This window comes from Pseudomonas sp. GW456-12-1-14-TSB6, from assembly GCF_059424205.1.
In genome coordinates, this window is record NZ_JBWKZE010000034.1 from 24,646 (window position 1) to 48,614 (window position 23,969).

Consider the following 23,969-nt stretch of genomic DNA (forward strand, 5'->3'; position numbering starts at 1 on the left):
ATTTGTGATTGTAAGGATCGGCAAGAGACTTCAACGGAATGTGCCAGGCGCCTTGAACAACAACGGCTGCGGTCTGGCGGGCCGACTTTGCAAACTGTCACAGGTAAACAACTGCGGGCGTTCAATAACATAACCCTGAGCGTAATCCACGCCGATTTCAAGCAATGCCTGCTCGATCTGCGCTGTCTCGACAAACTCGGCAATTGTCTGCTTACCCATGACATGCCCGATGTGATTGATCACTTCGACCATAGCGCGGTTAATCGGGTCGTCCAGCATATCCTTTACGAAACTCCCGTCGATCTTCAGGAAGTCTACAGGCAAATGTTTCAGATAAGCGAATGAAGACATTCCGGCGCAAAAATCATCCAGGGAAAAGTAACAACCCAAGCCTTTGAGTTCATTGATAAATCTGATTGCACTACCCAGATTTGCAATGGCACTGGTTTCTGTAATTTCAAAACAAATCATTTCAGGCGGTATGCCGTAGTTATCAAACTGTTCCCGCAGAAAGTGCAAGAACGCGTCATCTCCGATAGTAATGCCTGAAAGATTAATCGCACACATTGCCAGAGGACCCTGACACTTATCGTTAATACATTGGGCAATAACCTTAAATACATTCTGCACAACCCAGCGATCCAGCGATGTCATCAATCCGTAACGCTCGGCCGCCGGTATGAAACTGTCCGGGAGAATCATCCGGCCCGCTTCATCATGCAGACGCAGCAGAATCTCGATGTGCCCGCGGGTACCACCGGCAACCGAGCCCAATGGCGCGATTTCCTGGGCGTAGAGACAAAAGCGGTTTTCTTCCAGTGCCATGTGCAGACGTTGAACCCAGGCCATCTCGCCGAAGCGCAGGGACAGTTCCGAGTCGTCGGCATGGTAGACCTGCACCCGATTGCGGCCCTTTTCCTTGGCCATGTAGCAGGCCATGTCGGCAGCCCGCAACGAGGCTTCGAGGGTGGTCGGCGTCTGCGCCACATGCACCAGGCCAATGCTCACCGTGGTCAGGAACGGCCGCCCCTTCCAGACGAAATGCAGGTTCTGTACGGTCTGGCGCAAACTCTCCGCGATCTTCTCGGCGGCCTCCGGGGCACAGTTCTCCAGCAGGATGCCGAACTCGTCCCCCCCCAGCCGCGCCAGGGTGTCACCCTCGCGCAAGCCGGATTGCAGCAACGCGCAGATATGCCGCAGCAATTCATCGCCGGCCGCATGCCCGCAGGTGTCGTTGACCAGTTTGAACTGATCGAGATCAAGGAACATCAGCGCATGCCGCCCGGCCTGTCGCGTCAGGTTATGCAGGGCCTGTTCGAGGCGGTATTCGAACTCGCGACGGTTGGCCAGCCCGGTCAGTGCATCGTGGGTGGCCTGCCACGACAGATTGGCGATGTATTGCCGCTCCTGGGTCATGTCATGCAGCACCAGCACGGTGCCGCTGACCTTGTCGGAATTGCGGATCGGAGCCCCGACCAGAGTCACCGACACGGTACTGCCATCGAGCCGCTGAATCAGCTTGGAGTGTTCACTGCCACCGCTGAGCTGACCGCTGAGAATATGCTCGATCAGGGTCAGCCCCTCGGTCTGGGCGTTGTCGTCCAGCAGATTGAACAGTGCCGCGAGGGGCAGCCCGGCCGCCTGTTCGGCTTTCCAGTGGGTCAGGGCTTCGGCGGCGGGGTTCATGTATTCGATGGCCCCGCTCACGTCGGTGGTGATCACCCCGTCGCCAATCGAGTGCAACGTGACGTGCGCACGGTCCTTTTCCAGTTGCAGCGCTTCGGCAAAGGCATGCCGTTGCTTGAGCAACTTGCGGGTGCGCAGCAGCGCCAGCACGATCAGGCCCAGCGCGGTGGCGAGGTTGGTGAACAGCAGCAGGCGCAGGATCATTCGCGAGCCTTCACCCAGGGCATCGCTGAACGCCTTGGCGGCCGGAGTCACCCCGTCATTAATGGCAAAAATCCGGTCCTTCCAGCGGCGGATATCGGCCTCGGTGGCGGCATTGGCGGTGATGCGCTGATGCATCTCCTGCGCCACGCCATCGAGCTCCACCAGATAGGCATCGCCCAGCGTCCAGCGGTCGATGGCGGTTTCGAGATAACTGAAGTGACGGAAATTCAGGTACAGCCAGATCAGGCTGGAAACGTCGTCGGGATGGTTGCCGCCCTTGAGAATGCCTTCGCGTGCCGCCTGCAGGTCGGGCGGTTGCTTGTCCAGTGCCAGACGCAATTGATGACCGCCCTGAGGCACGGCAATGGCGTTCTGGTACTTGAGGTAGATCGCCTCGTCACGACTGTCGGCGTACAGGTTAAGGTAATAGATCGCGTCTTTCTGGCCCTTGGACCAGAGACTTTCGCCCGCGACATAGCCGCGAACGGCTGACAGGACGTAAAGGCTCACGCCCCCCAGCAAGGCTTGAAACAACACGACGGCAATGAATGGCCAGACGATGCCCAACAACCGTGGCGTTCCGAGAGTCCGCTTTTGCTTCATGGGATTCCTTGCATGAGCACTGCCTGGTCGTCCTTCTCTTTGCGAGCATCCCCCCAAGACTAGGAGGCGTTCGGGGTTCCGGCAAGCGACGGATCCGCCTCAGTTCAGGACAAACGCAGAATAGACTTATGCATGGCCATGGTCACTGGTGAGAACGATTCACCAGGTACTTCAGACCTTCGTTACAGGCGCTCATACCGAGCTTCAATTACACGCAAAACTACCCGGGCAGAGCTGCGCCCCCAGGCGCAGCATCAGCACTTCGTTATTGCTCGACAGGCAGGCACACGCCAATGCCTGCACACCAAAAAAAGCGTAATGCGAACGATATGTCAAAGACTCAAGGTGTTGCAGGGCTGACCTACAACCGCTGCAAATGCCCATACAGCTTGGCGTACAACCCACCATCGGCAATCAGTTGCTGATGGTCGCCATCCTCGGCCACTTGCCCGCCGTCGAACACCAGCACCCGGTCCGCCTGCTTTACCGCTGACAGGCGGTGGGCAATGATCAGCGTGGTGCGGCCATGGAGGAAGCGCGCCATGGCCTGGTGCAGGTTGTATTCGGTGGCGGCGTCGAGGGCTGACGTCGCCTCGTCGAGGATCACCACTTTGGGCTCGGCGAGGATCATCCGGGCGATGGCCAGACGTTGCCGTTGGCCGCCGGACAGACGCACGCCGGAGCGGCCGACGATGCTGTCCAGGCCGTCCGGCAAGGCGCGGATGGTGGGTTCGAGCTGGGCGATTTCCAGTGCCTGCCAGCAGGCTTCGTCACTGCGGGTACGGCCCATGGTCAGGTTGGCGCGTACGGTGTCGTTGAACAGCGCCGGATGCTGCAGCACCACCGCGACATTTTCCCGAACCGTTTCCAGGCCGATTTCCTGCTGGGTCGACCCACCGAAACGGATCGTCCCGGCCAGCGGTGTGTACAGGCCCAGCAGCAATTGCACGAGGGTGCTTTTGCCGCCGCCGCTGGCGCCGACAATCGCTACTTTCTCACCGGGGGCGATGGACAGGTTCAATTGATCCAGCACCAGTTCGTCGCCATAACCGAAGCTCAGCCCCTGCACCTGAATCCCGACGGTATCGCGGCCCTTGAACGGATCGACGCCGCCGGGGTATTGCGGCTCGTCGGCGCGGGCCAGCAGTTCGTTGATCCGCGACAGCGCTCCGCCGGCGGCGTAGTAGGCGTATTGCAGGTTCAGCAGCTGTTCGACCGGGCCGATCATGAACCAAAGGTAGCTGAACACCGCGAGCATCTGCCCGATCGACAGGTCGGAAAACAGCACCGTCAACATGGCCGCCGCGCGGAAGATGTCGATACCGAACTGGAACAGCAGGCCACTCGCGCGGTTGGAGGCGTCAGTCTTCCACTGCGAATTTACCGCGTAGTTGCGCACTTCCTGCGCACGCAGCCCCAGCCGTCCGAGGAAGAAGCCCTGGCGGTTGCCGGCGCGCACTTCCTGGATTGCATCGAGGGTTTCGCTCAGTGCCTGAGTGAAGCGCGAGGTGCTGTCGTTCTCCAGTTTCTTCAGATGCTTGACCCGCTTGCCCAACTGCACCGTGGCGTAAATCACCAAGGGGTTGAACAGCAGGATCAGCAGCGCCAGTTTCCAGTGCATCCACATCAGGATGCTGGCGGTGCCGACCAGCGTCAGCATCGCCACCAGAAAACGGCTGAGGGTTTCGCCGACAAACTTGTCGAGGGTGTCCAGGTCGGTGACCAGGTGCGTGGTGACCGTGCCGCTGCCCAGGCTTTCGTATTCGCCGAGGGAGATCCGTTTGAGTCGTTCAATCAAACGCACGCGAATGCGATAAACGATGTCCTTGGCCAGCCGCGCAAACAACCGCGCCTGCAACACGCCAAAACACAGGGCGCTGCAGCGCAGGGTCAGCGTCACCACCAGCATCAGGCCGATGTAGCCCGCCGCTTGCTGCCACATTGAGGGCAGCACGTGGTTCATGACTTTCAGCGCAGCATCGCCATGGCCGAGCAGGACTTCGTCCACCAGCAACGGCAACAGCAGCGGAATCGGCACGCTGCACAGCGTCGCCAGTACGGCCACGCCGTTGGCAATCCACAGGGATTTTTTGTGATGAAGTGCCAATCGCCGGACTTCAGCCCAGCTCAGCCGGTCGACACGCTTGACGGCTGGCGTGTCATCGGCCGGGTCAGACACAGGCCGCGCGCTCCAGCCATCGACCGAGCAGCGGCGACAGTTCACTGAGCGGCTGGTAGCCGTTGGTCAGCAACGCCAGTTGGCCGTTGCGTTCGGCGAGCAGGGTCGGGAATCCGGCGATGCCCAGATCCTGAACCCAAGTGAAATCGGCCTGGGTCGCCTTGTGCTGATCGGCATGATCAAACAGGGCAGCAAATTCGATACGCGGGACGCCGGCCTTCTCGGCCAGCTCCACCAGAACGCTGGCCTGAGTGACATCACGACCTTCGGCGTAAAACGCGTGCTGGATCAACCCGACCAGTTTCCACGCGCAATCCGGCGCCAGGCTGCGCGCGGTGACGATGGCCCGGCAGGCAGGTTCGGTGTCGTAGACAAAACCGTCCGGCAACGCGCCTTCCAGCTTGAACGGCTGGCCGGTGGCCTCGGTGACCGCCTGCCAGTGTTCGAGAATGTAGCGCCGGGTGGTCGGTTCCAGCGCCGCTCCACTGCCGGTGCGCAATCCGCCGACCACCAGGTGCAGTTCCACCCCGGCTGCCTGCGCCTGCTCCACCAATGCCTTGGCCACCGGGGCAAATCCCCAGCACCACGAACACATCGGATCCATCACATAGAGCAGGCGTGCAGACATGATTAAGCCTCGGTGGATGCTTGCTTATAGTTGTAGCCGATCGGGTGCGGCATGTTGCGCGCTTTTGCCAGTTCGATCTGCTTCTGGCGGTCGATGGCGCTGCGGCGGGTCTTCTCGCTCAGGGTGTCCCAGCAATGCGGGCAGCTGATGCCGGCCACGTAATGCTCGGAGGCGCGATCTTCAACGCTGACCGGGGTACGGCAGGCGTGGCACTGATCGTAGTCGCCTTCGCTCAGGTCATGACGCACGGTCACACGGTTGTCGAAGACGAAGCAGTCGCCCTGCCATTTGGTTTCTTCCTGCGGCACCTCTTCGAGGTACTTCAGGATGCCGCCCTTGAGGTGGTAAACCTCTTCGAAGCCTTCGCCGAGCATGTAGCTCGAGGCTTTTTCACAGCGGATGCCGCCGGTGCAGAACATCGCGACCTTCTTGTGCACGGCCGGATCGAAGTGTTCTTTGATGTAGTCGGGGAATTCGCGAAAACTGGTGGTTTTCGGATCGATGGCGCCTTCGAAGGTGCCGATCGAGACTTCGTAATCGTTGCGGGTGTCGATCAGCAGCACTTCCGGGTCGCTGATCAGCGCATTCCAGTCCTTGGGCTCGACGTAGGTGCCGACCTTCTTGTTCGGGTCGACGCCTTCGACGCCCAGGGTCACGATCTCTTTCTTGAGCTTGACCTTGGTGCGGTAGAACGGCTGCTCATCGCAGTACGATTCCTTGTGATCGATATCGACCATGCGCGGATCGTTGCGCAACCAGGCCAGCAGGCCGTCGATGCCTTCACGGCTGCCGGAAACCGTGCCGTTGATGCCTTCTTCGGCGATCAGCAGGGTGCCTTTGATGCCGTTGTCGACCATCGCTTGCAGCAGGGGCTCGCGCAGGTTGACGTAATCTTCGAGGGTGACGAACTTGTACAGTGCCGCCACGACAATCGGTTGTGTCATGGGTATTTCTCCAGGTGGCTACCCTCGTAAAGGGTGAACCGGATGCGAAAAAAAACGCGCCGGGTCAGCGGCGCGTTGCGGATTCTAGCAAAAAACCTCAGTTCATTGCTGCAAGGCTCAATGCTTGCTGCCGCCGGCACAGGTCGGCGACGCCGGAGCGACGCCTGTCTCTGCCCATTCCTGCGGGGTGTAGGTGTGCAGCGCCAACGCATGGAACTCGCCCATCAGCTCGCCGAGCGTGCCGTAGACTTTCTGGTGGCGCTTGACCCGGTTCAGGCCTTCGAACTGCGCACTGACCACCACTGCCTTGAAGTGGGTCTGCAACCCGCGACTGTGCATGTGGCTTTCGTCCAGCACTTGCAGATGCTCAGGCTGAAGCAGCGCCAGCGTCGATTCGATGCGTTGTTGCATGGTCATCAAGAACTCCGCTTACTTCTTCTTGGCCGGCGCTGCGCCTTTCGGTGCCAGCTCGTTGGTCATGTCGTCCAGCAGCTTGTTGACCACCGGTACGGCGCTTTCCAGTTTGGCCTGGGTCATCTGGGCCGATTGCTGGGTCAGCTGCGGCATTTTTTCCAGGACTTTCTTGCCCAGTGGCGACTGGTAGAACGCGACCAGGTCTTTCAGCTCGGATTCGCTGAAGTTGCTGGTGTAGAGCTTGACCATGTCCGGTTTCAGCTTGTTCCAGCCAATGGCCTGGTCCAGAGCGGCGTTGGCCTTGGCCTGATAGGTATCCAGGACGGCTTTCTTGGATTCCGGCGCCTTGGTCTGTTCAAAACGCTGGGCGAACATCTGCTGAACCTGCATGTACACCGGAGTGCCCAGCTTGTCAGCGTGCGCCAGGGTCAGGAAAGCTTCGGCACTGGCGTTGTGGCTGGCGGTATCGGCAAGCACCTGGCCGCTGGCGCAAACCAGGGCAACCGCGGTGCAGATGGCACGAAGACGAGTCATCGAGTTTCCTTTTCAGCTAGGCGAGGTAAAACCCCAAGGGCGACCATTCTGCGCCTGAATAACGCTGCGGCTCAACCCCCGGCCCTTGCCGCGCTTGATTGGCGGGGATTTGCCGGTCAACAATCGACCGGATGGAACCACCCGGGCCGACACCGGCCTAAACTGCGCAAACAGACCAACAGGAGTGTGCACGATGAGCCGTATCGAAACCGACAGCCTGGGCCAGATCGAGGTCCCGGACGACGCTTACTGGGGCGCTCAGACGCAACGCTCGCTGATCAACTTCGCCATCGGTCAGGAACGCATGCCATTGCCGGTACTGCACGCCCTGGCCCTGATCAAGAAAGCCGCGGCCCGGGTCAACGACCGCAACGGCGACCTGCCTGCCGACATCGCCCGCCTGATCGAACAGGCCGCCGACGAAGTGCTCGACGGCCAGCACGACGACCAGTTCCCGCTGGTGGTCTGGCAGACCGGCAGCGGTACGCAAAGCAATATGAACGCCAACGAAGTGATCGCCGGCCGCGCCAACGAACTGGCCGGCAACCCACGCGGCGGCAAGACGCCGGTGCACCCCAACGATCACGTCAACCGCTCGCAGAGCTCCAACGATTGCTTCCCCACGGCCATGAGCATCGCCACCGCGCAAGCGGTACAGACGCAACTACTGCCAGCCATCGCCGAGCTGTCGGGCGGTCTGGCCGAGCTGTCAGCGCGGCACATGAAACTGGTGAAGACCGGCCGCACCCACATGATGGACGCCACGCCGATCACCTTCGGCCAGGAAATCTCCGGATTCATAGCGCAACTGGATTACGCCGAACGGGCGATCCGCGCGGCGCTGCCCGCAGTCTGCGAACTGGCGCAGGGCGGCACGGCCGTCGGTACCGGGCTCAACTCGCCCCACGGTTTCGGCGAAGCGATTGCCGCTGAACTGGCGGCGTTGTCCGGTCTGCCATTCGTCACCGCACCGAACAAGTTCGCCGCCCTCGCCGGCCATGAACCGCTGACCACCCTCTCCGGCGCCCTGAAAACCCTCGCCGTGGCGCTGATGAAAATCGCCAACGACCTGCGACTGCTGGGCTCCGGCCCTCGCGCAGGGTTTGCCGAAGTGCGCTTGCCGGCCAACGAACCAGGCAGTTCGATCATGCCCGGCAAGGTCAACCCGACCCAGTGCGAGGCGTTGTCGATGCTCGCTTGTCAGGTGCTGGGCAATGACGTGGCGATCGGTTTCGCCGCCAGTCAGGGTCACTTGCAGTTGAACGTGTTCAAACCGGTGATCATTCATAACCTGCTGCAATCGATCCGCCTGCTGGCCGATGGTTGCAGCAACTTCCAGCAGCATTGCATCGCCGGGCTGGAACCGGATGCCGAAGTCATGGCGAAGCATCTGGAACGCGGCCTGATGCTGGTGACGGCGCTGAACCCGCACATCGGCTACGACAAGTCGGCGGAAATCGCCAAGAAGGCCTACAGCGAAGGCAAGACCCTGCGCGAAGCGGCGCTGGAGCTGGGCTATCTGACCGATGAGGAGTTCGATGCCTGGGTGCGGCCGGAAAACATGATCGAGGCCGGTGCCAAGGGCTGAGTCATGCCGATCCTTCCCGTGCCCGGCATGGGAAGGTCATCCGACCAACAGTTTCGCCCGCCGGGCCTTGAGCCCGGCAATCAGCGAAGGCCCCAGCGCTACCAGTGCCGACCCCAGCACCACCAGCACCGCCCCGCCATACCCCAGCAGATTGATTTGCTCGGCATGCACATACTCGGGCCACACCCCCGCCGCCACGGCCACCGCACCGAACGTCACCAACGGCGTGATCGCCAGCGTCGCACTGACCCGCGAAGCTTCCCAATGCGCCAGCGCCTCGGCAAATGCGCCGTAGGCGATCAGGGTGTTCATGCAGCACGCCAGCAGCAGCCAGCCCTGCAACGGGTTCAGCGAAAGTGCTTCGAGCGGATGCACCCAAGGTGTCAGCAACAGGGCGCAGAACAGGTAGATCACCATCATCACCTGCAACGAATTCCACACCGTCAGCAATTGCTTCTGGCCCAGCGCATAGAAGGTCCAGACGGTCGAAGCGAGCAGCACCAGCAACACACCAGCGGTGTAATCAGACAAAGACGTGAGCAATTCCGCCAGACGCTGATTGAAGAACAGCGCGAACCCGATCAGCAGCACCGCCAGGCCAATGCCCTGACCGATACTGAAGCGTTCCTTGAACACAAACAGACTGGCGATCAGCAACATGATCGGCCCCATCTGCACCACCAGTTGCGCAGTGCCGGGGCTGAGCAGGTTCAGGCCCATGAGGTACAGCACGTAATTGCCCACCAGCCCGAGCACCGCCATCAGCACCAGCCAGCCGCCCTTCCGCCCGAGCACCTTGCGACTGGGCAAGCGTTTGGTCGCGGCCAGATAAATGAACAGGCAACCGCCGGACACCAGCAGGCGAAACCAGGTCACCGTGACCGGGTCCATCACCACCAGCACCTGCTTGAGCTTGATCGGCAGGATTCCCCAGAGAAACGCCGTCAATAACGCCAGGAACATGCCGTACACCCAACGACCCGATGAAACGTGCATGAGAACCCCAAGCGCCAGAGACAGGAGCGCTCATTCTAGGCGCACGGACCAGCGCTACACAGGGACAGTTGCGTTTCAGCCGCAAATGAAACTGTGCAGGTCGCAGCAGAAAATTGACGCTGGGCCGTTGATCGGCTGGCCGGGCGGGATAAGTGGTTCAGGCATAAGCTCATTGGATCCAGCCCGGGACATCACTCACCAAGGAGACCCGTCATGTTAGGCATGCGCGCCCAGGACACCGCCCCCGCCACGCACTTTCGCAGCGACCGCGTGTGCCGGGTCAACGGCGAACTGTATTTCAGCACCCGGGAAAACACCCTCGAAGGGCCATTCGACAGCCACGAGAAAGCCGAGCAGGAAATCCGCGCGTACATCGCGCGGATGCAATTGCTGGATTCCGGCAGATAAGCCGTGCTGAACCCAATCGCGGGCAAGCCCTCTCCCACAGGTTCCGGGTTGGCCACTGAATTGTGAGCACACTCGAACACTGTAGGAGCGGGCTTGCCCGCGATTACGATTTGCCGGTCAACGCATCGTTCAAGGCCTAGCGCACAGCCTCAAACAACCCGGTCGCCCCCATCCCCCCGCCCACGCACATGGTCACGATCCCGTAGCGCAGATTGCGCCGCTGCAACTCACGCACCAGATGCCCGACCTGCCGTGACCCGGTCATGCCGAACGGGTGACCGATGGAAATCGAACCGCCGTTGACGTTGTACTTCTCGTTGTCGATTTCCAGCCGGTCACGGGCGTACAGGCATTGCGAGGCGAACGCTTCGTTCAATTCCCACAGATCGATATCCGCCACCTGCAGGCCCTTGGCCTTGAGCAGCTTTGGCACCGAAAACACCGGGCCGATGCCCATTTCGTCCGGCTCGCAACCGGCCACGGTGAACCCACGGAAAAACGCTTTTGGCTTGAGCCCCAGTTGCAGGGCTTTTTCCAGGCTCATCACCAGCGTCATCGAGGCGCCATCGGACAACTGCGACGAGTTGCCGGCGGTCACCGAACCGTCTTCGGCGAACACCGGTTTCAACCCGGCAAGGCTTTCATAGGTGGTGTCCGGGCGATTGCAGTCATCGCGGTCGACGAGGCCGTCGAGGATCTGCACTTCACCGCTGTTCTTGTCTTCAACCCGGTACTTCACCGGCATCGGCACGATTTCATCGTTGAACAGGCCTGCTGCCTGCGCCTGGGCGGTGCGGATCTGACTTTGCAGCGAGTAACGATCCTGCGCCTCGCGACTGACGCCATAACGGCGCGCCACCACTTCGGCGGTCTGGCCCATGGTGTAGTAGATGCCCGGCGTCTGCTGCTTGAGCAACGGGTTGATCAGGTGATCGGTGTTGACGCTTTTCAGGGTCAGGCTGATCGACTCGACGCCGCCGGCGACGATGATGTCGCTGCAACCCGACGCGATCTGGTTGGCGGCAATCGCAATCGCCTGCAAGCCCGACGAACAGAAACGATTGAGGGTCATGCCGGCGGTGCCAGTGCCCAGTTGCGAGAGCACCGCCACGTTGCGGCCGATGTTGTAGCCCTGAGCGCCCTCGTTGGAGCCGGCGCCGACGATGCAGTCCTCGACGCTGGCCGGGTCGATGTCGTTGCGCGAAAGCAACGCATTGACGCAATGGGCCGCCATGTCATCGGGACGGGTCTGGTTGAACTTGCCGCGAAAGGACTTGGCCAGGCCGGTCCGTACGCTGTCGACGATCACCACTTCACGCATGGCATACCTCATTGTTGCAGTCGGTTGAGAGTGGAACGAGCATAAGTCCACCCAATCGCCGACCGCGACGATCATTCACCTCGCGTATGCGGGCCCATCGGTTCAGTCCTTGTGCTTTTTGGCTCGCTTGTCGGATTTCTCGAAAGCCTCTTCCAGTGCCCGGTTGATCGTGCGCAGCACCTTGACCCGGGCCCAGCGCTTGTCATTGGCCTCGACCAGGGTCCACGGCGCGATTTCGGTGCTGGTGCGGTCGACCATGTCGCCCACGGCGGCACGATAGGCGTCCCACTTGTCACGGTTGCGCCAGTCGTCTTCGGTGATCTTGAAGCGCTTGAACGGGATTTCTTCGCGCTCCTGGAAGCGTTCCATCTGCGTGTCCTTGTCGATGGCCAGCCAGAACTTGACCACGATCACTCCGGCATCGGCCAGTTGCTCCTCGAAGTCATTGATCTCGCCATAGGCGCGCATCCAGTCGGCGGTGCTGCAAAAGCCCTCGACACGCTCCACCAGCACCCGGCCGTACCACGAACGGTCGAACACGGTGAATTTGCCCCGCGCCGGAATGTGCCGCCAGAACCGCCACAGATACGGCTGCGCCCGTTCCTCTTCGGTCGGTGCGGCAATCGGCACGATGCTGTATTGGCGCGGATCGAGTGCCGCCGCCACCCGACGAATCGAACCGCCCTTGCCCGCCGCATCGTTGCCTTCGAACACCGCCACCAGTGCATGCCGACGCATGCGTTTGTCACGCATCAAACCCGACAGCCGCGCCTGCTCGGTGATCAGTTGTTCTTCGTAGTCTTTTTTGTCCAGACGCTGGGTCAGATCGAGGCTGTCGAGCAGGTTCAACTGATCGACGGAAGTCCCCAACGGTGCAGCGTTGACCTCATGGGGATGCACATCGGGACGCTTCAAGGCGTTTTGCAGGCCTTCGAGCAGAATCTTGCCGACCGTCAGGCTGCGGTAGTGCGGGTCGACACCCTCGATGACATGCCATGGCGCGTAATCGCGGCTGGTGCGACGCAACACACGCTCGCCGTATTTGACGAACTTGTCGTAAGTCTGAGATTGCTGCCAGTCCAGCGGGCTGATGCGCCAACTGTGCAGCGGGTCGTCGGCCAACGCCTTGAGCCGCGCCTTCATCTGTTTCTTGGACAGGTGGAACCAGAACTTGAAGATCAGCGCGCCTTCATCGCAGAACATCTTTTCCATGCGCTCGGCGCCGGCAATCGCCTGATCCAGACGCGGATCCTTGAACAAACCGTGCACCCGGCCCTGCAGCATCTGGCTGTACCAGTTGCCGAAGAAAATTCCCATCCGCCCCTTGGCCGGCAGCATCCGCCAGTAACGCCACGCTGGAGGCCGCGCCAGCTCTTCATCGGTCTGTTGATCGAAGGTGCGTACTTCGATCAGGCGCGGATCCATCCACTCGTTGAGCAACTTCACCGTCTCGCCCTTGCCGGCGCCTTCGATCCCGTTGATCAAAATGATCACCGGGAAACGCTTTTGCTGCTGCAACTCGAACTGGGCTTCAAGCAAGGCTTCACGCAGGGCGGGCACGGCGGCTTCGTAGGTGTCTTTGTCGATGGCGTGACCGATTTCAGCGGATTCGAACATGGGACGGCTCCTTCCAGGATTCAGCAAGACTAGCGGATTGGGCTCGGACGCGGCACAGAAATTCCCGCCGGCGGCGGATTGTCCTTGAGTGATCGTCGGCAAGGCTTGCCATGGATCAAGCGCCGCCTGCGTGATCGGCTAGAATGGCCGCCTTGTCGTTGCCGAGCCTGCCATGAAACCTGTATTGCCCCACGCCCAACTCGACTGGGATGACCAGGGACGCCCGCGTTCGCGAGTGTTCGACGATGTGTATTTTTCCGACCAGTCGGGGCTGGATGAAACCCGCTACGTGTTCCTCGAACAGAACCGTCTGGCCGAGCGCTTCGCCGCACTGCCGGCGGGTGGGCGACTGGTGATCGGTGAAACCGGCTTCGGCACCGGGCTGAATTTCCTCTGCGCCTGGCAGTTGTTCGAACAGCACGCAGTGGCCGGTGCGCGGCTGCATTTTGTCAGCGTCGAAAAATTTCCGTTGAGCCCCGCCGACCTGCAACGGGCGCTGGCGCTGTGGCCGGAACTAAAGCCGTTCTCGGATCAGTTGCTCAAGCATTACGTCGCCGTCCATCAAGGCTTTCAGCGCATTGTTCTGGATAACGGTCGCGTGACCCTGACGCTGCTGATCGGTGACGCGCTGGAGCAGTTGCCGCAACTGGACGGGCAGATCGACGCATGGTTTCTCGATGGTTTCGCCCCGGCAAAAAACCCGGAAATGTGGACCGCCGAACTGTTCGCCGAACTGGCGCGGCTGGCGGCGCCCGGCTCGACCATCAGCACGTTCACCAGCACCGGTTGGGTGCGCCGGCTGCTCAACGCCGCCGGCTTCAAGATGAAACGCACGCCGGGCATCGGCCACAAATGGGAAATCCTGCGCGGCGAATTTCTCGGCTGGCCACAAGATGTCCCATTGCCCGCAGCTGAAAAACCGTGGTTCGCCCGCCCGACGCCGTTGACAGGTGACCGTCGAGCCCTGGTGATCGGCGCCGGTCTGGCCGGTTGCGCCACGGCGGCCAGCCTCGCGGCGCGGGGCTGGCAGGTCAGTCTGCTGGAGCGGCATGACGCGGTGGCCCAGGAAGCCTCGGGCAATCCGCAAGGCGTGCTGTACCTGAAACTGTCCGCCCACGGCACCGCACTGTCGCAGTTGATCGTCAGCGGTTTTGGCTACACCCGACGTTTGCTGGAAACCCTGCAGCGCGGCACCGACTGGGATGACTGCGGCGTGCTGCAACTGGCGTTCAATGAAAAGGAACGCGAGCGTCAGGCGCAGCTGGCGGCCGCGTTTCCCGAGGATCTTCTGCAGTGGCTCGATCAACCCGAAGCACAGGCCTGCGCCGGGATCGGTCTGGCTCATGGCGGTTTGTATTACCCCGAGGGCGGCTGGGTGCATCCACCGGCGTTGTGTCAGGCGCAATCGACACAACCGGGCGTCACGCTGCTGCCCCATCAGGAAACCGTGGAGTTGCGCAAGATCGACGGTCAGTGGCAAGCCTTCGACAATGAACGATTGATCGCAACAGCGCCCGTCGTGGTGCTGGCCGGCGCCGCCGACATCAAGCGTTTCCCCCAGAGCGCCGACCTGCCCCTCAAGCGCATTCGCGGGCAGATCACTCGACTGGCGCAGACCGCGCACAGCCAGGCACTGACCACGGTGGTCTGCGCCGAAGGCTATGTCGCACCTGCACGCCTGGGCGAGCACACCCTCGGCGCCAGTTTTGATTTCAACAGCGACGACCTGATCCCGACCACCGCCGAACACCTGGGCAATCTGGCGATGCTCGAAGAGATCTCCACCGATCTGGTCGCGCGCCTGCACGTCAGCGAGCTCGACGCCGAAAGTCTTCAGGGCCGGGCAGCCTTCCGTTGCACCAGCCCCGATTACCTGCCGATCGTCGGCCCGCTCGCCGATCGCGAAGCCTTCTCCGAGGCCTATCGCGCCTTGAGCAAGGATGCCCGGCAAGTGCCGGACATTCCCTGCCCATGGCTGGACGGTCTGTACGTCAACAGTGGCCACGGTTCCCGGGGGCTGATCACCGCGCCACTGTCCGGTGAACTGCTGGCGGCCTGGCTGGACAACGAACCGCTGCCCCTGCCCAGACCTGTCGCAGAGGCGTGTCATCCGAACCGGTTTGCCTTGCGGTGGCTGATCCGGGGCAAGTGACCGAATCCGGGATCGCAATCAACCACCGGGCAACAGGCAGATATTGCCCTCGACCAGTCGTAGCACTTGCTCGGTCAACCGCTCGAGCAAGGCGCTTTCCGTCTGTTCCTGCCGGGCGGCACACAGGTTCATTTCGCTGAGATAGTCGGCCGAGCTGAGTTCTTCAGCTTTCTCGAACAACGCCAGGGCTTCTTCCTGGTGAGGCGCGCGCGCATCGTCGAACTGTTGGGCAAAACTGCTTTTCATGTATTCGTTCCACCATGGCTGGCGAACCAGAAACGCCAGCCACTCGGGAGACAGTTCAGCAGTCTGGATTCGATTGATGGCCTCCACCAGATCCGCCCCTGTCACCTCCGCGAGTGAGGCGTAATGCATGTGCGAAGGTTGCCCGGGCAATTCGAGTGCCTGCGCCAGACCGGAGCGGTAGGCAAGGGTCACTTCCAGCGGGTCAGGTGCCGCACGGACCTGCGCGTGTTCCGCGGCGATCCGGTCAATCTGCTCAAGCCGGAACAGTCCCCTCGCCAGCCTCATCAGCGCCTTCGTCGAAGGGCGTTGCCCCCTGGGACCACGGGTCACATGGTGGACGTGCACTGCAACTTCCAGGTGGCTGAAGTTCAACGCCGCATTGTCCGTGCAATTGATCGGGTTGGCCGCCAGATCGAAAATCTGCTCCCGCAATTCGGCATCGGTCTGCGTTGCGTCCAGAACCGTCCAGACCCGCCGGTGCATATCCTCGCGCACATTGGCTGACTCGGCGGAATTGCCCAGCTCCGCCAGCAGCGCGAACAGGCCTTCGGCCCTTGGGTCATCCTTGAGTGCGTTCCACATCTGCAGATGCCGGGAGCCCTTTTCTCCTCCCGTTTGGGTCAGCCAGATCGAACGTGCCTGGTTTTCGTCCAGTCGCGCGATATCGTTATCCAGGTAACCCATGCCGACGCCGACCGTCGTGCGGTAGTTTTCAAGGTAAGTTCTGCTGACTTCGGAAATCGGGTTACGCCGCAAATTGATCGTTTCACTGAAGCATCTGGGCGTTTCAAAAAGCCAGGCAGGCAGATCACGGATTTCGTTATCCCGCAGATCCACCCGATCCAGATTGGGTAGAAACTGCAGGCCTTTTGGCAGCTCCGTAGCGCGGGTATTACGCAAGGAGAGGTAAGTCAGATCGAACAGGTTGCCCACATCCACCGTAGCGCCGAGGGGGTTCCCGCTCAGATTCAGTCTTTGCAAGGTGCGCAACCCGGCCAGCTTCACCAAGGCGTGCTCGGTCAGTTGCAGCCGATTGCCGGCCAGGCTCAGCCGCCTGAGGTTCGGCATATGCGAAATGATCTCGGGCAACCGGGTGATCTGATTACGATCCAGTTCGAGGGACTCGACGTTCGTGAACGCTTTGAGGAAATAAGCGGCATCGTCGTCCAGCAACATGTCTTGCAGAGACAATTTCCTGACATGATCAAAGGTCAAACCGACCGGCAAGGTCGGAAACTTGCCGAAGCGCATGCCATCGAGCTTCAAACCATAGACGAGACGCCCGGCGTCATCGGGCAGGGAGATCAAACGGCGAAAACAGTCTTCGATTTCAAACGCAACGATTTGCCGGCATTCACGAATTTCGTTCAGATCACCGCCCAGGGCCTTCATGGCTGCCTCATCCTGGATCCAGGTATCCATCACGCCCTGTAGTCGGCTCAGATCCTCCCGCAACTGCCGAACCCGGATCGCCCTGGTCAGATGGTCGCTACCCAACTGGTCAAGAAACTCATTGGCTTGTACGTCGGTAAACAAGGGATAGAGCTTTTTCACCTGCCGCAATAAACGACGCGAATGAGTGTTCGACCCGGCGGGAGAGTCGGCAGGCATGCACACAGGCTCGGCGGTCTCCGTTTGCCACTGACCACCTGCCAACACGCGGGCGCATGCCTCACGTTCATCCAGAGCACTCTCCAACAGTTTGCCGCGCAGGCGCCCGCCATTTTCCGGCGTCGGTTGCACAAATCCGATGGCCTTGCGCTGCTGCGCTGAAAGACCTTTGAGAATCGCCTGATAGAAATCTTCCGGTCCGGACGCGATCTTGCCGAGTGACTTCCTGTCGCTGCCAAACACCTCGTAACCATTGTCGAGTCTGACCAGCGTGCATGAACTCGACGTAACCAGTGGTTTTTCGCCCAGCGTTTCCAGGACCTGACCGCTCAAGGATTTCGCCCGCAGTTCCAGATAGAACTCAGGATCCCAACCAGCAAGACGGGGTAGCAAACCGATCGCCAGTTTCCCGGTATCGGCATTGGCAATGTCGGCCAGGTAAAAACCTGCCAATGCCCGATCCACTCGCCCATCGCTCAAAGCCTGACGCGCCCGCTGCGCCAACCCCATGGGCACCCGCCCGGAGCTGCGCAGGTGCATCCGTTCAACGCTTGGCGTCCGTTTGAGCAGCTCTCGGGCAGCGCGCACCGGCAAATCGGGAAAGGCCTTGCGCAACTTGAGAAACTCTCCGGTAACGTCTTGATCGTATCGGCTGTAGAGATGGTCGAAAGTCGACCTTCGATCGGCCTTGATCGCCGCCCCGATCACTTTCGCCAACTGCTGACTGGCATCGGCCGGGGCTACGTCAGCCCCCACCAAGGCATCCACTTCTTTGGGATGCAGAACATCGATGACCGCTTGCAGCAGCTCGCCCTTCTCCAGTCGCGCATGCTTCACAATGACGCTCACGGTATCGTCGTCAATCGATCCGGGCGGATAGGTCGCGGTGATCCGCCCTTGTTCATCCACGACTTTGACGTAGCGATCGGCCGGCCAGTTGGCAAGCCGGGGTAATGCATGCAGCTGTTCGTTGACGTAACGCCGATCGCTCGCCTCGCCACGCTCCATGGCGGCAATGTAGTCGCGCACTCTGCGTTCGATTCCAAAACGCTCGATCATGTCCAGCAAGCGAGGCGGCAGCGGTCGGTTGTCATCGCTCAGGCGATGCAGCTCATCGATCCGGGTGTCGGTCAACCGACGGGCCATCTCCAGACGACTGTCTTCCCAACCCTCAAGACCAGGATCAATGCGTTTGAGCGTGTACGCCCCGCTCCATCGTTCGGTCTGTTCGAAGTCATGACGCCAGCCTCCGCGATCATTGCGCTTCAATACCGGCTGATAAGCCTGTGCACGCACAGGGTGTCGGACTTCCCAGGTATTGGATGCAGGCTCCAGCGCTACCTCGTAAGCCCGATTGTCGAAATGGGCAAACTGTTTGTCGTTCGCCCGGAACAAGCCTGCAGTATCGGGTTCTGGTTCGGCACCTGTCGGAAGCGGCTGTTCATAACCGAGTAACTGCGGTTTCCACAATCGAGGCTGACCGTCACGGTCCAATATGGCCATGAACGGCTGGAAGAAATCCGGATGCTTGCGCACCGTCTTGATCGCCAGTGTTTTCAATCCCCTGATACCGGCCCCCACGCTGACCATCAGCACGATGTTTTCAGCCACGCTGAGCAGGTGCGAAAACGCCTCCTCACGATCTCCCCGCGACCAGTCCTCAACGCCCTCATAAACTTCCGCAAGCATTTGCCCCACGGCAACACCCATCATCAGTTGCCCTACGACCGGTATGAAAATCCCGGCCACATTGGCGACCGTCAGGCCGATTTCCAGATACTCGAGCAGGCGCTTCTTGCGTGCCTCCTCATCCACATCGGCAGTCGGTACAGCGAGCGCGCGAGCATCGATCTGCAGTTTGCCGATATGGCTCTGGTACATGAAGTCGAGCAGCGAAACGTTGATCGGCAAATATTTGGCGCGATCCAGGCTGCGAGCGTCCGCGAAGTTTTTGAAGAAATCCGCCTTGTCGACCTCGCCGATGCAATGGGTGAAGTAGCTCTTGTAGCTGGCCACCCCCAATTGATATTCCAGGTACACGAGGAACGCCGAGAAACTCGCATACTCGTACAACGGTTGAGAGGGCTCGCCGGGCATGTACACCAAGCACCATTGATCCGGGTCCGACTCGACCGAGCGCTCGGAAAATACCACGACACCCCAGATGCAACAGTCGAGCAGTTCGATGCCTTGCATGATCAACGGCCGGCCCTTGTAGTTCAGGCTTTTTGCATCAGCGATACCCCCGGCCGCGAGCAGGCGCTCCAGACTTTCGTACGCGTCCTGGCTGATGTGCTCTTTCAATAGCGCCAGATGCAGATCCAGTTGCAGCAACTGTTTTTTCAGGGCAGTGATGTCGCGGACCATGGGACCGGTGGCAACCGCTTTGCCATCAACCTCACTGATGCCGAAAACCTGCTGAAAATGCTGTTGGTATTTTTTCCCCAGATCGAGCTCGCGACAGAGTGCGGCGAACGCTGTCGGTGTCAGTCCCGCAATTCCTGCAGGCTGTCCAGAGATGCGCACCGCACTGGCTGCGGGGAAGAAATCGTCCTGCGCCTCACGCTTGGTGAAGTTCTGCATCGCCGCTTCCAGCAGCGTCGGGGTTGCCGGCGGCGTGACCGGTGGTCCTCCGCCAGGCGGGGTGACGGGCTCACAGCCGCAGTAGTCCCCCGGCAATTCCAGGTAGTCTTTTTCGACATCGAACTGCACTGGCCAGCGCGCTTTCAGGGCGCTGGTCAACAGCGCGGCGCAAAAGCTGTTCAAAGGTTGCAAGCGGCCAAGATCGGCTTCGACCTTCGCCTGAGCGGCGTGTAACTCACGCGCGGTCTGGTCCAGCGTGGCGAGTGTAGAGCTGGAACCTTTGAGAAGGCTGGGGGGCAGGATTTTCTGCAAGGCCTGGGCAGTATCCAGATCGCCGGTAGCTTCCAGCAAAAAACTCAGTATCTGTTTCTGGGTCAACGGTGTCGGGGTGTCCGACTTCGTACTCGACATGGGCAATATTCCTTTATTGCGCTTCGGAACACTTACCCTACCGGTCCGGCCCTTGGAAAAAAAACACGAAAAACTACGTGATCAAGCCGGCAAACAAGCAGACATCTGCATGTTTTCAATATTTATCTACTACCCATCAACTCAAACGGGAAGCTAATGGCCCATCGGTCAGGCCGATGCACTTATAACTGATCGTTCTAAAACTCCCACATCCCAGCCGGGTCAGTTTCTGAGTACCGGCCATTTCGGCGCGGTACTGCGACACCTTCCCCAACGGAAAAACCGGTAAGGACCTTATGTGCGGATTAGCTGGCGAGTTACGTTTTGATCAACAACCTGCAGACCTTGCAGCCATCGAGCGAATCACCCATCACCTGGCGCCTCGCGGCCCCGACGCGTGGGGCTTTCATGCCCAGGGGCCGATTGCCCTGGGCCATCGACGCCTGAAAATCATGGACCTGTCGGACGGCTCGGCGCAGCCGATGATCGACAGTCAACTGGGCCTGTCCCTGGCCTTCAACGGCGCGATCTACAACTTCCCGGAACTGCGCGCCGAACTCGAAGCGCTGGGTTATGCGTTCTATTCCGGCGGCGACACCGAAGTGCTGCTCAAGGGTTATCACGCCTGGGGCGAGGCGCTGCTGCCGAAACTCAACGGCATGTTCGCCTTCGCCATCTGGGAGCGCGATGCCCAGCGCCTGTTCATCGCTCGCGACCGCCTCGGTGTGAAACCGCTGTACCTGTCGCGCACCGGTCAGCGCCTGCGCTTTGCCTCGGCCCTGCCGGCGTTGCTCAAGGGCGGCGACATCAACCCGATCCTCGATCCGGTGGCGCTCAACCATTACCTGAATTTCCACGCCGTAGTGCCAGCGCCGCGCACCTTGCTGGCCGGTATCGAAAAGCTGCCGCCAGCGTGCTGGATGCGCATTGAAGCGGACGGCACCACCGAGCAGAAAACCTGGTGGACCCTGCCCTACGGCCCACACGACGACGAAAAAAATCTGACCCTGGAAGACTGGCGTGACCGCGTGCTCGACAGCACCCGCGAAGCCGTGGCGATCCGCCAACGGGCAGCGGTGGATGTCGGCGTGCTGCTTTCCGGCGGTGTCGATTCGAGCATGCTCGTCGGCCTGCTGCGCGAAGTCGGCGTGGAGAACCTGTCGACCTTTTCCATCGGTTTCCAGGATGCCGGCGGCGAGCGCGGTGACGAGTTTCAGTATTCCGATCTGATCGCCAAGCACTACGGCACCCAACACCATCAACTGCGCATCGACGAAAAAGAGATCATCGAACAACTGCCCGCCGCGTTCCGCGCCATGAGCGAGCCGATGGTCAGCCACGACTGCATCGCCTTCTATCTGCTGTCCCGCGAAGTGGCCAAGCATTGCAAGGTTGTGCAAAGCGGCCAGGGCGCCGACGAGTTGTTTGCCGGTTATCACTGGTATCCGCAAGTCGACGGCGCGGCCGATCCATATGCGGCCTATCGCCAGGCGTTCTTCGACCGCAGCTACGACGATTACGCCGCGACCGTGCAGCCGAAATGGCTGACTGCCAATGACGCCGCCGGCGACTTCGTGAAGGAACATTTCGCACAGCCCGGCGCCGATGCGGCGGTCGACAAGGCCCTGCGTCTGGACAGCACGGTGATGCTGGTGGACGATCCGGTCAAACGCGTCGATAACATGACCATGGCCTGGGGCCTGGAGGCGCGCACGCCGTTTCTCGACTATCGACTGGTGGAATTGTCGGCCCGCATTCCGGGCCAGTTCAAACTGCCGGACGGCGGCAAGCAGGTGCTGAAAGAAGCCGCGCGTCTGGTCATCCCGAGCGAAGTGATCGACCGCAAGAAAGGTTACTTCCCGGTACCGGGACTCAAGCATTTGCAGGGCGACACTCTGAACTGGGTGCGCGAACTGCTGCTCGACCCGAGTCAGGATCGCGGCCTGTTCAACCCGGCGATGCTCGACAAATTACTCACTGATCCACAAGGTCAACTCACGCCTCTGCGCGGTTCCAAACTGTGGCAACTGGCAGCCCTGAACCTGTGGCTCAGCGAACAAGGAATCTGATCGATGAAACCTCACGCCACGGCTTACAGCCAACGCCTGCTGCGCGGTCAGACGCCGTCCTACGAACGCTTGCAGGCGCGCCTGGCCGAAGATGGCAGCGAGCCTGCCGCCGAACCGATCGCGGTGCATTGCGGCTGGGGCCGATTGCTCATCGGTCACACCTTCCCCGATCCGGCAAGCCTTGCCCGGGAACTGCTCAACGAGCAGACGGGCGAGCGCGACATTGCTTTGTACGTTGCCGCGCCGCAGCAGATTCTCGGGCTGGAACCGACTCAATTGTTTCTCGACCCGTCCGATACCCTGCGCTTGTGGTTCAGCGATTATCGTCAGGCCACCCGCGTGTTTCGCGGCTTCCGCATCCGTCGTGCGCAAAGTGACGCGGACTGGCAGGGGATCAATCAGCTGTATCAGGCGCGCGGCATGCTGCCGATCGACGCCACCTTGCTCACCCCGCACCATCAGGGCGGCCCGGTGTACTGGCTGGCGGAAGACGACGACAGCGGCGCGGTGATCGGCAGCGTCATGGGCCTCAATCACCAGAAGGCTTACAACGACCCGGAAAACGGCAGCAGCCTGTGGTGCCTGGCGGTCGATCCGCAGTGTTCGCGCCCCGGGGTCGGCGAAGTGCTGGTGCGCCATCTCATCGAGCATTTCATGAGCCGGGGTCTGAGCTACCTCGATCTGTCGGTGCTGCATGACAACCGGCAGGCGAAAAACCTCTACGCCAAACTCGGTTTTCGCAACCTGCCGACGTTCGCCATCAAGCGCAAGAACGGCATCAATCAGCCGCTGTTTCTCGGCCCCGGCCCGGAGGCGCAGTTCAACCCTTACGCGCGGATCATCGTCGAGGAAGCCCATCGACGTGGCATCGACGTGCAAGTGGATGACGCCGATGCCGGGCTGTTCACCCTCAGTCACGGCGGGCGCCGGGTGCGTTGCCGCGAATCACTGAGCGACCTGACCAGCGCCATCAGCATGAACCTGTGCCAGGACAAAAGCCTGACCCACAAAGTGTTGAAAGCCGCCGGGTTGAATGTGCCGTCGCAGCAGTTGGCAGGGAACGCGGACGACAATCTGGCGTTCCTCGATGAACACCAGCGAGTGGTGGTCAAACCGCTGGATGGCGAACAGGGCCAAGGCGTGGCGGTGGATCTGCAGACCATCGAGGAGGTGCAGCAAGCCATCGAAGCGGCCAGGCAGTTCGACACTCGCGTATTGCTCGAAAGCTTCCATGAAGGCTTCGACCTGCGGATTCTGGTGATCGGTTTCGAGGTGGTTGCAGCGGCGATCCGCCGGCCGGCGGAAGTGGTCGGCGACGGCCATCATTCCATCGGCGCCCTGATCGAAGCCCAGAGTCGGCGCCGGCAGGCGGCGACCAGCGGGGAAAGCAAGATTCCGCTGGATCACGAAACCCAGCGCACCCTGCACGCAGCCGGTTACGACTACAGCAGCATCCTGCCGGCCGGTGAGCATCTGTTCGTGCGGCGCACGGCGAATCTGCACACTGGCGGCACGCTGGAAGACGTCACGGCGATTCTGCATCCGACCTTGGCCGAGGCCGCCGTGCGTGCGGCCCGCGCCCTGGAAATACCCATGGTCGGCCTCGACCTGATGGTGCCGGCGGCGGATCAACCAGAGTACGTGTTCATCGAAGCCAACGAGCGGGCGGGTCTTGCCAATCATGAGCCGCAACCGACGGCGGAGCGGTTTGTCGATCTGTTGTTTCCGCACAGTCAGCCGGCCGTTTGATCTCTCTCTCAGCGTCATTCCCGCGT

15 protein-coding genes are annotated in these 23,969 nt (G+C 60.9%); 5 read left to right on the forward strand and 10 right to left on the reverse strand.

What is annotated here, in order from left to right:
* Window positions 1-30: 30 nt before the first annotated feature.
* The 6 genes from AC07Y2_RS24715 to AC07Y2_RS24740 all read right to left on the reverse strand — a co-directional run bounded on the left by AC07Y2_RS24715 (window position 31) and on the right by AC07Y2_RS24740 (window position 7,192).
* The gene (locus AC07Y2_RS24715) at window positions 31-2,493 is read right to left on the reverse strand and encodes an EAL domain-containing protein (protein WP_039770576.1); all 2,463 of its coding nucleotides are present in this window, start codon (window positions 2,491-2,493) and stop codon (window positions 31-33) included.
* A gap of 361 nt (window positions 2,494-2,854) precedes the next feature.
* A complete protein-coding gene (locus AC07Y2_RS24720) occupies window positions 2,855-4,672 on the reverse strand; it encodes an ABC transporter ATP-binding protein (RefSeq protein ID WP_039770577.1) in 1,818 nt (605 codons plus the stop codon).
* Window positions 4,665-5,267 (reverse strand): DsbA family protein, encoded by a 603-nt coding sequence (locus AC07Y2_RS24725; protein ID WP_170844877.1) that lies wholly within the window; start codon window positions 5,265-5,267, stop codon window positions 4,665-4,667. Before AC07Y2_RS24725 ends, AC07Y2_RS24720 begins: the two co-directional genes overlap by 8 nt.
* Before the next feature lie 35 nt (window positions 5,268-5,302).
* Window positions 5,303-6,244 carry an oxygen-dependent tRNA uridine(34) hydroxylase TrhO gene (gene trhO / locus AC07Y2_RS24730; RefSeq protein WP_011335384.1) on the reverse strand — a complete coding sequence of 314 codons (942 nt, stop codon included), beginning with the start codon at window positions 6,242-6,244 and terminating at the stop codon, window positions 5,303-5,305.
* Between the two features lie 117 nt (window positions 6,245-6,361).
* The gene (locus AC07Y2_RS24735; RefSeq protein WP_007950896.1) at window positions 6,362-6,661 is read right to left on the reverse strand and encodes a BolA family protein; all 300 of its coding nucleotides are present in this window, start codon (window positions 6,659-6,661) and stop codon (window positions 6,362-6,364) included.
* Between the two features lie 12 nt (window positions 6,662-6,673).
* A complete protein-coding gene (locus AC07Y2_RS24740) occupies window positions 6,674-7,192 on the reverse strand; it encodes a DUF2059 domain-containing protein (RefSeq protein WP_007950895.1) in 519 nt (172 codons plus the stop codon).
* A gap of 193 nt (window positions 7,193-7,385) precedes the next feature.
* Between AC07Y2_RS24740 and AC07Y2_RS24745 the strand changes: the two genes are divergently transcribed.
* Window positions 7,386-8,780 carry a class II fumarate hydratase gene (locus tag AC07Y2_RS24745; RefSeq protein WP_085668121.1) on the forward strand — a complete coding sequence of 465 codons (1,395 nt, stop codon included), beginning with the start codon at window positions 7,386-7,388 and terminating at the stop codon, window positions 8,778-8,780.
* 36 nt (window positions 8,781-8,816) lie between these two features.
* Here the strand turns inward: AC07Y2_RS24745 and AC07Y2_RS24750 are convergent, their stop codons facing one another.
* Window positions 8,817-9,776 carry a DMT family transporter gene (locus tag AC07Y2_RS24750; RefSeq protein WP_085668120.1) on the reverse strand — a complete coding sequence of 320 codons (960 nt, stop codon included), beginning with the start codon at window positions 9,774-9,776 and terminating at the stop codon, window positions 8,817-8,819.
* A gap of 213 nt (window positions 9,777-9,989) precedes the next feature.
* Between AC07Y2_RS24750 and AC07Y2_RS24755 the strand changes: the two genes are divergently transcribed.
* Window positions 9,990-10,184, forward strand: coding sequence for a DUF6316 family protein (locus AC07Y2_RS24755; protein WP_039770586.1), 195 nt, complete (start codon window positions 9,990-9,992; stop codon window positions 10,182-10,184).
* 136 nt (window positions 10,185-10,320) lie between these two features.
* On the opposite strand, the gene AC07Y2_RS24760 is transcribed toward AC07Y2_RS24755, so the two are convergent.
* Together AC07Y2_RS24760 and pap are read right to left on the reverse strand one after the other, a co-directional pair.
* Window positions 10,321-11,505, reverse strand: coding sequence for a thiolase family protein (locus AC07Y2_RS24760; protein ID WP_103387091.1), 1,185 nt, complete (start codon window positions 11,503-11,505; stop codon window positions 10,321-10,323).
* A gap of 102 nt (window positions 11,506-11,607) precedes the next feature.
* Window positions 11,608-13,122 (reverse strand): polyphosphate:AMP phosphotransferase, encoded by a 1,515-nt coding sequence (pap, locus tag AC07Y2_RS24765; RefSeq protein WP_103387092.1) that lies wholly within the window; start codon window positions 13,120-13,122, stop codon window positions 11,608-11,610.
* Window positions 13,123-13,294: 172 nt separating this feature from the next.
* Here pap and mnmC point away from each other — a divergent pair, with 172 nt between their 5' ends.
* A complete protein-coding gene (gene mnmC, locus AC07Y2_RS24770; RefSeq protein ID WP_103387093.1) occupies window positions 13,295-15,274 on the forward strand; it encodes a bifunctional tRNA (5-methylaminomethyl-2-thiouridine)(34)-methyltransferase MnmC2/FAD-dependent 5-carboxymethylaminomethyl-2-thiouridine(34) oxidoreductase MnmC1 in 1,980 nt (659 codons plus the stop codon).
* Window positions 15,275-15,292: 18 nt separating this feature from the next.
* Here mnmC and AC07Y2_RS24775 read toward each other — a convergent pair whose 3' ends face one another.
* Window positions 15,293-20,125 carry an NEL-type E3 ubiquitin ligase domain-containing protein gene (locus AC07Y2_RS24775; RefSeq protein WP_103387094.1) on the reverse strand — a complete coding sequence of 1,611 codons (4,833 nt, stop codon included), beginning with the start codon at window positions 20,123-20,125 and terminating at the stop codon, window positions 15,293-15,295.
* Between the two features lie 296 nt (window positions 20,126-20,421).
* On the opposite strand from AC07Y2_RS24775, the gene AC07Y2_RS24780 reads away from it, so the two are divergent.
* Together AC07Y2_RS24780 and ngg are read left to right on the forward strand one after the other, a co-directional pair.
* Entirely contained in the window at window positions 20,422-22,194 is a 1,773-nt protein-coding gene (locus AC07Y2_RS24780) for an N-acetylglutaminylglutamine amidotransferase (protein WP_103387095.1), read from the forward strand.
* Between the two features lie 3 nt (window positions 22,195-22,197).
* Window positions 22,198-23,943, forward strand: a complete 1,746-nt coding sequence (gene ngg / locus AC07Y2_RS24785; RefSeq protein ID WP_039770598.1) for an N-acetylglutaminylglutamine synthetase — start codon at window positions 22,198-22,200, stop codon at window positions 23,941-23,943.
* Window positions 23,944-23,969: the final 26 nt, after the last annotated feature.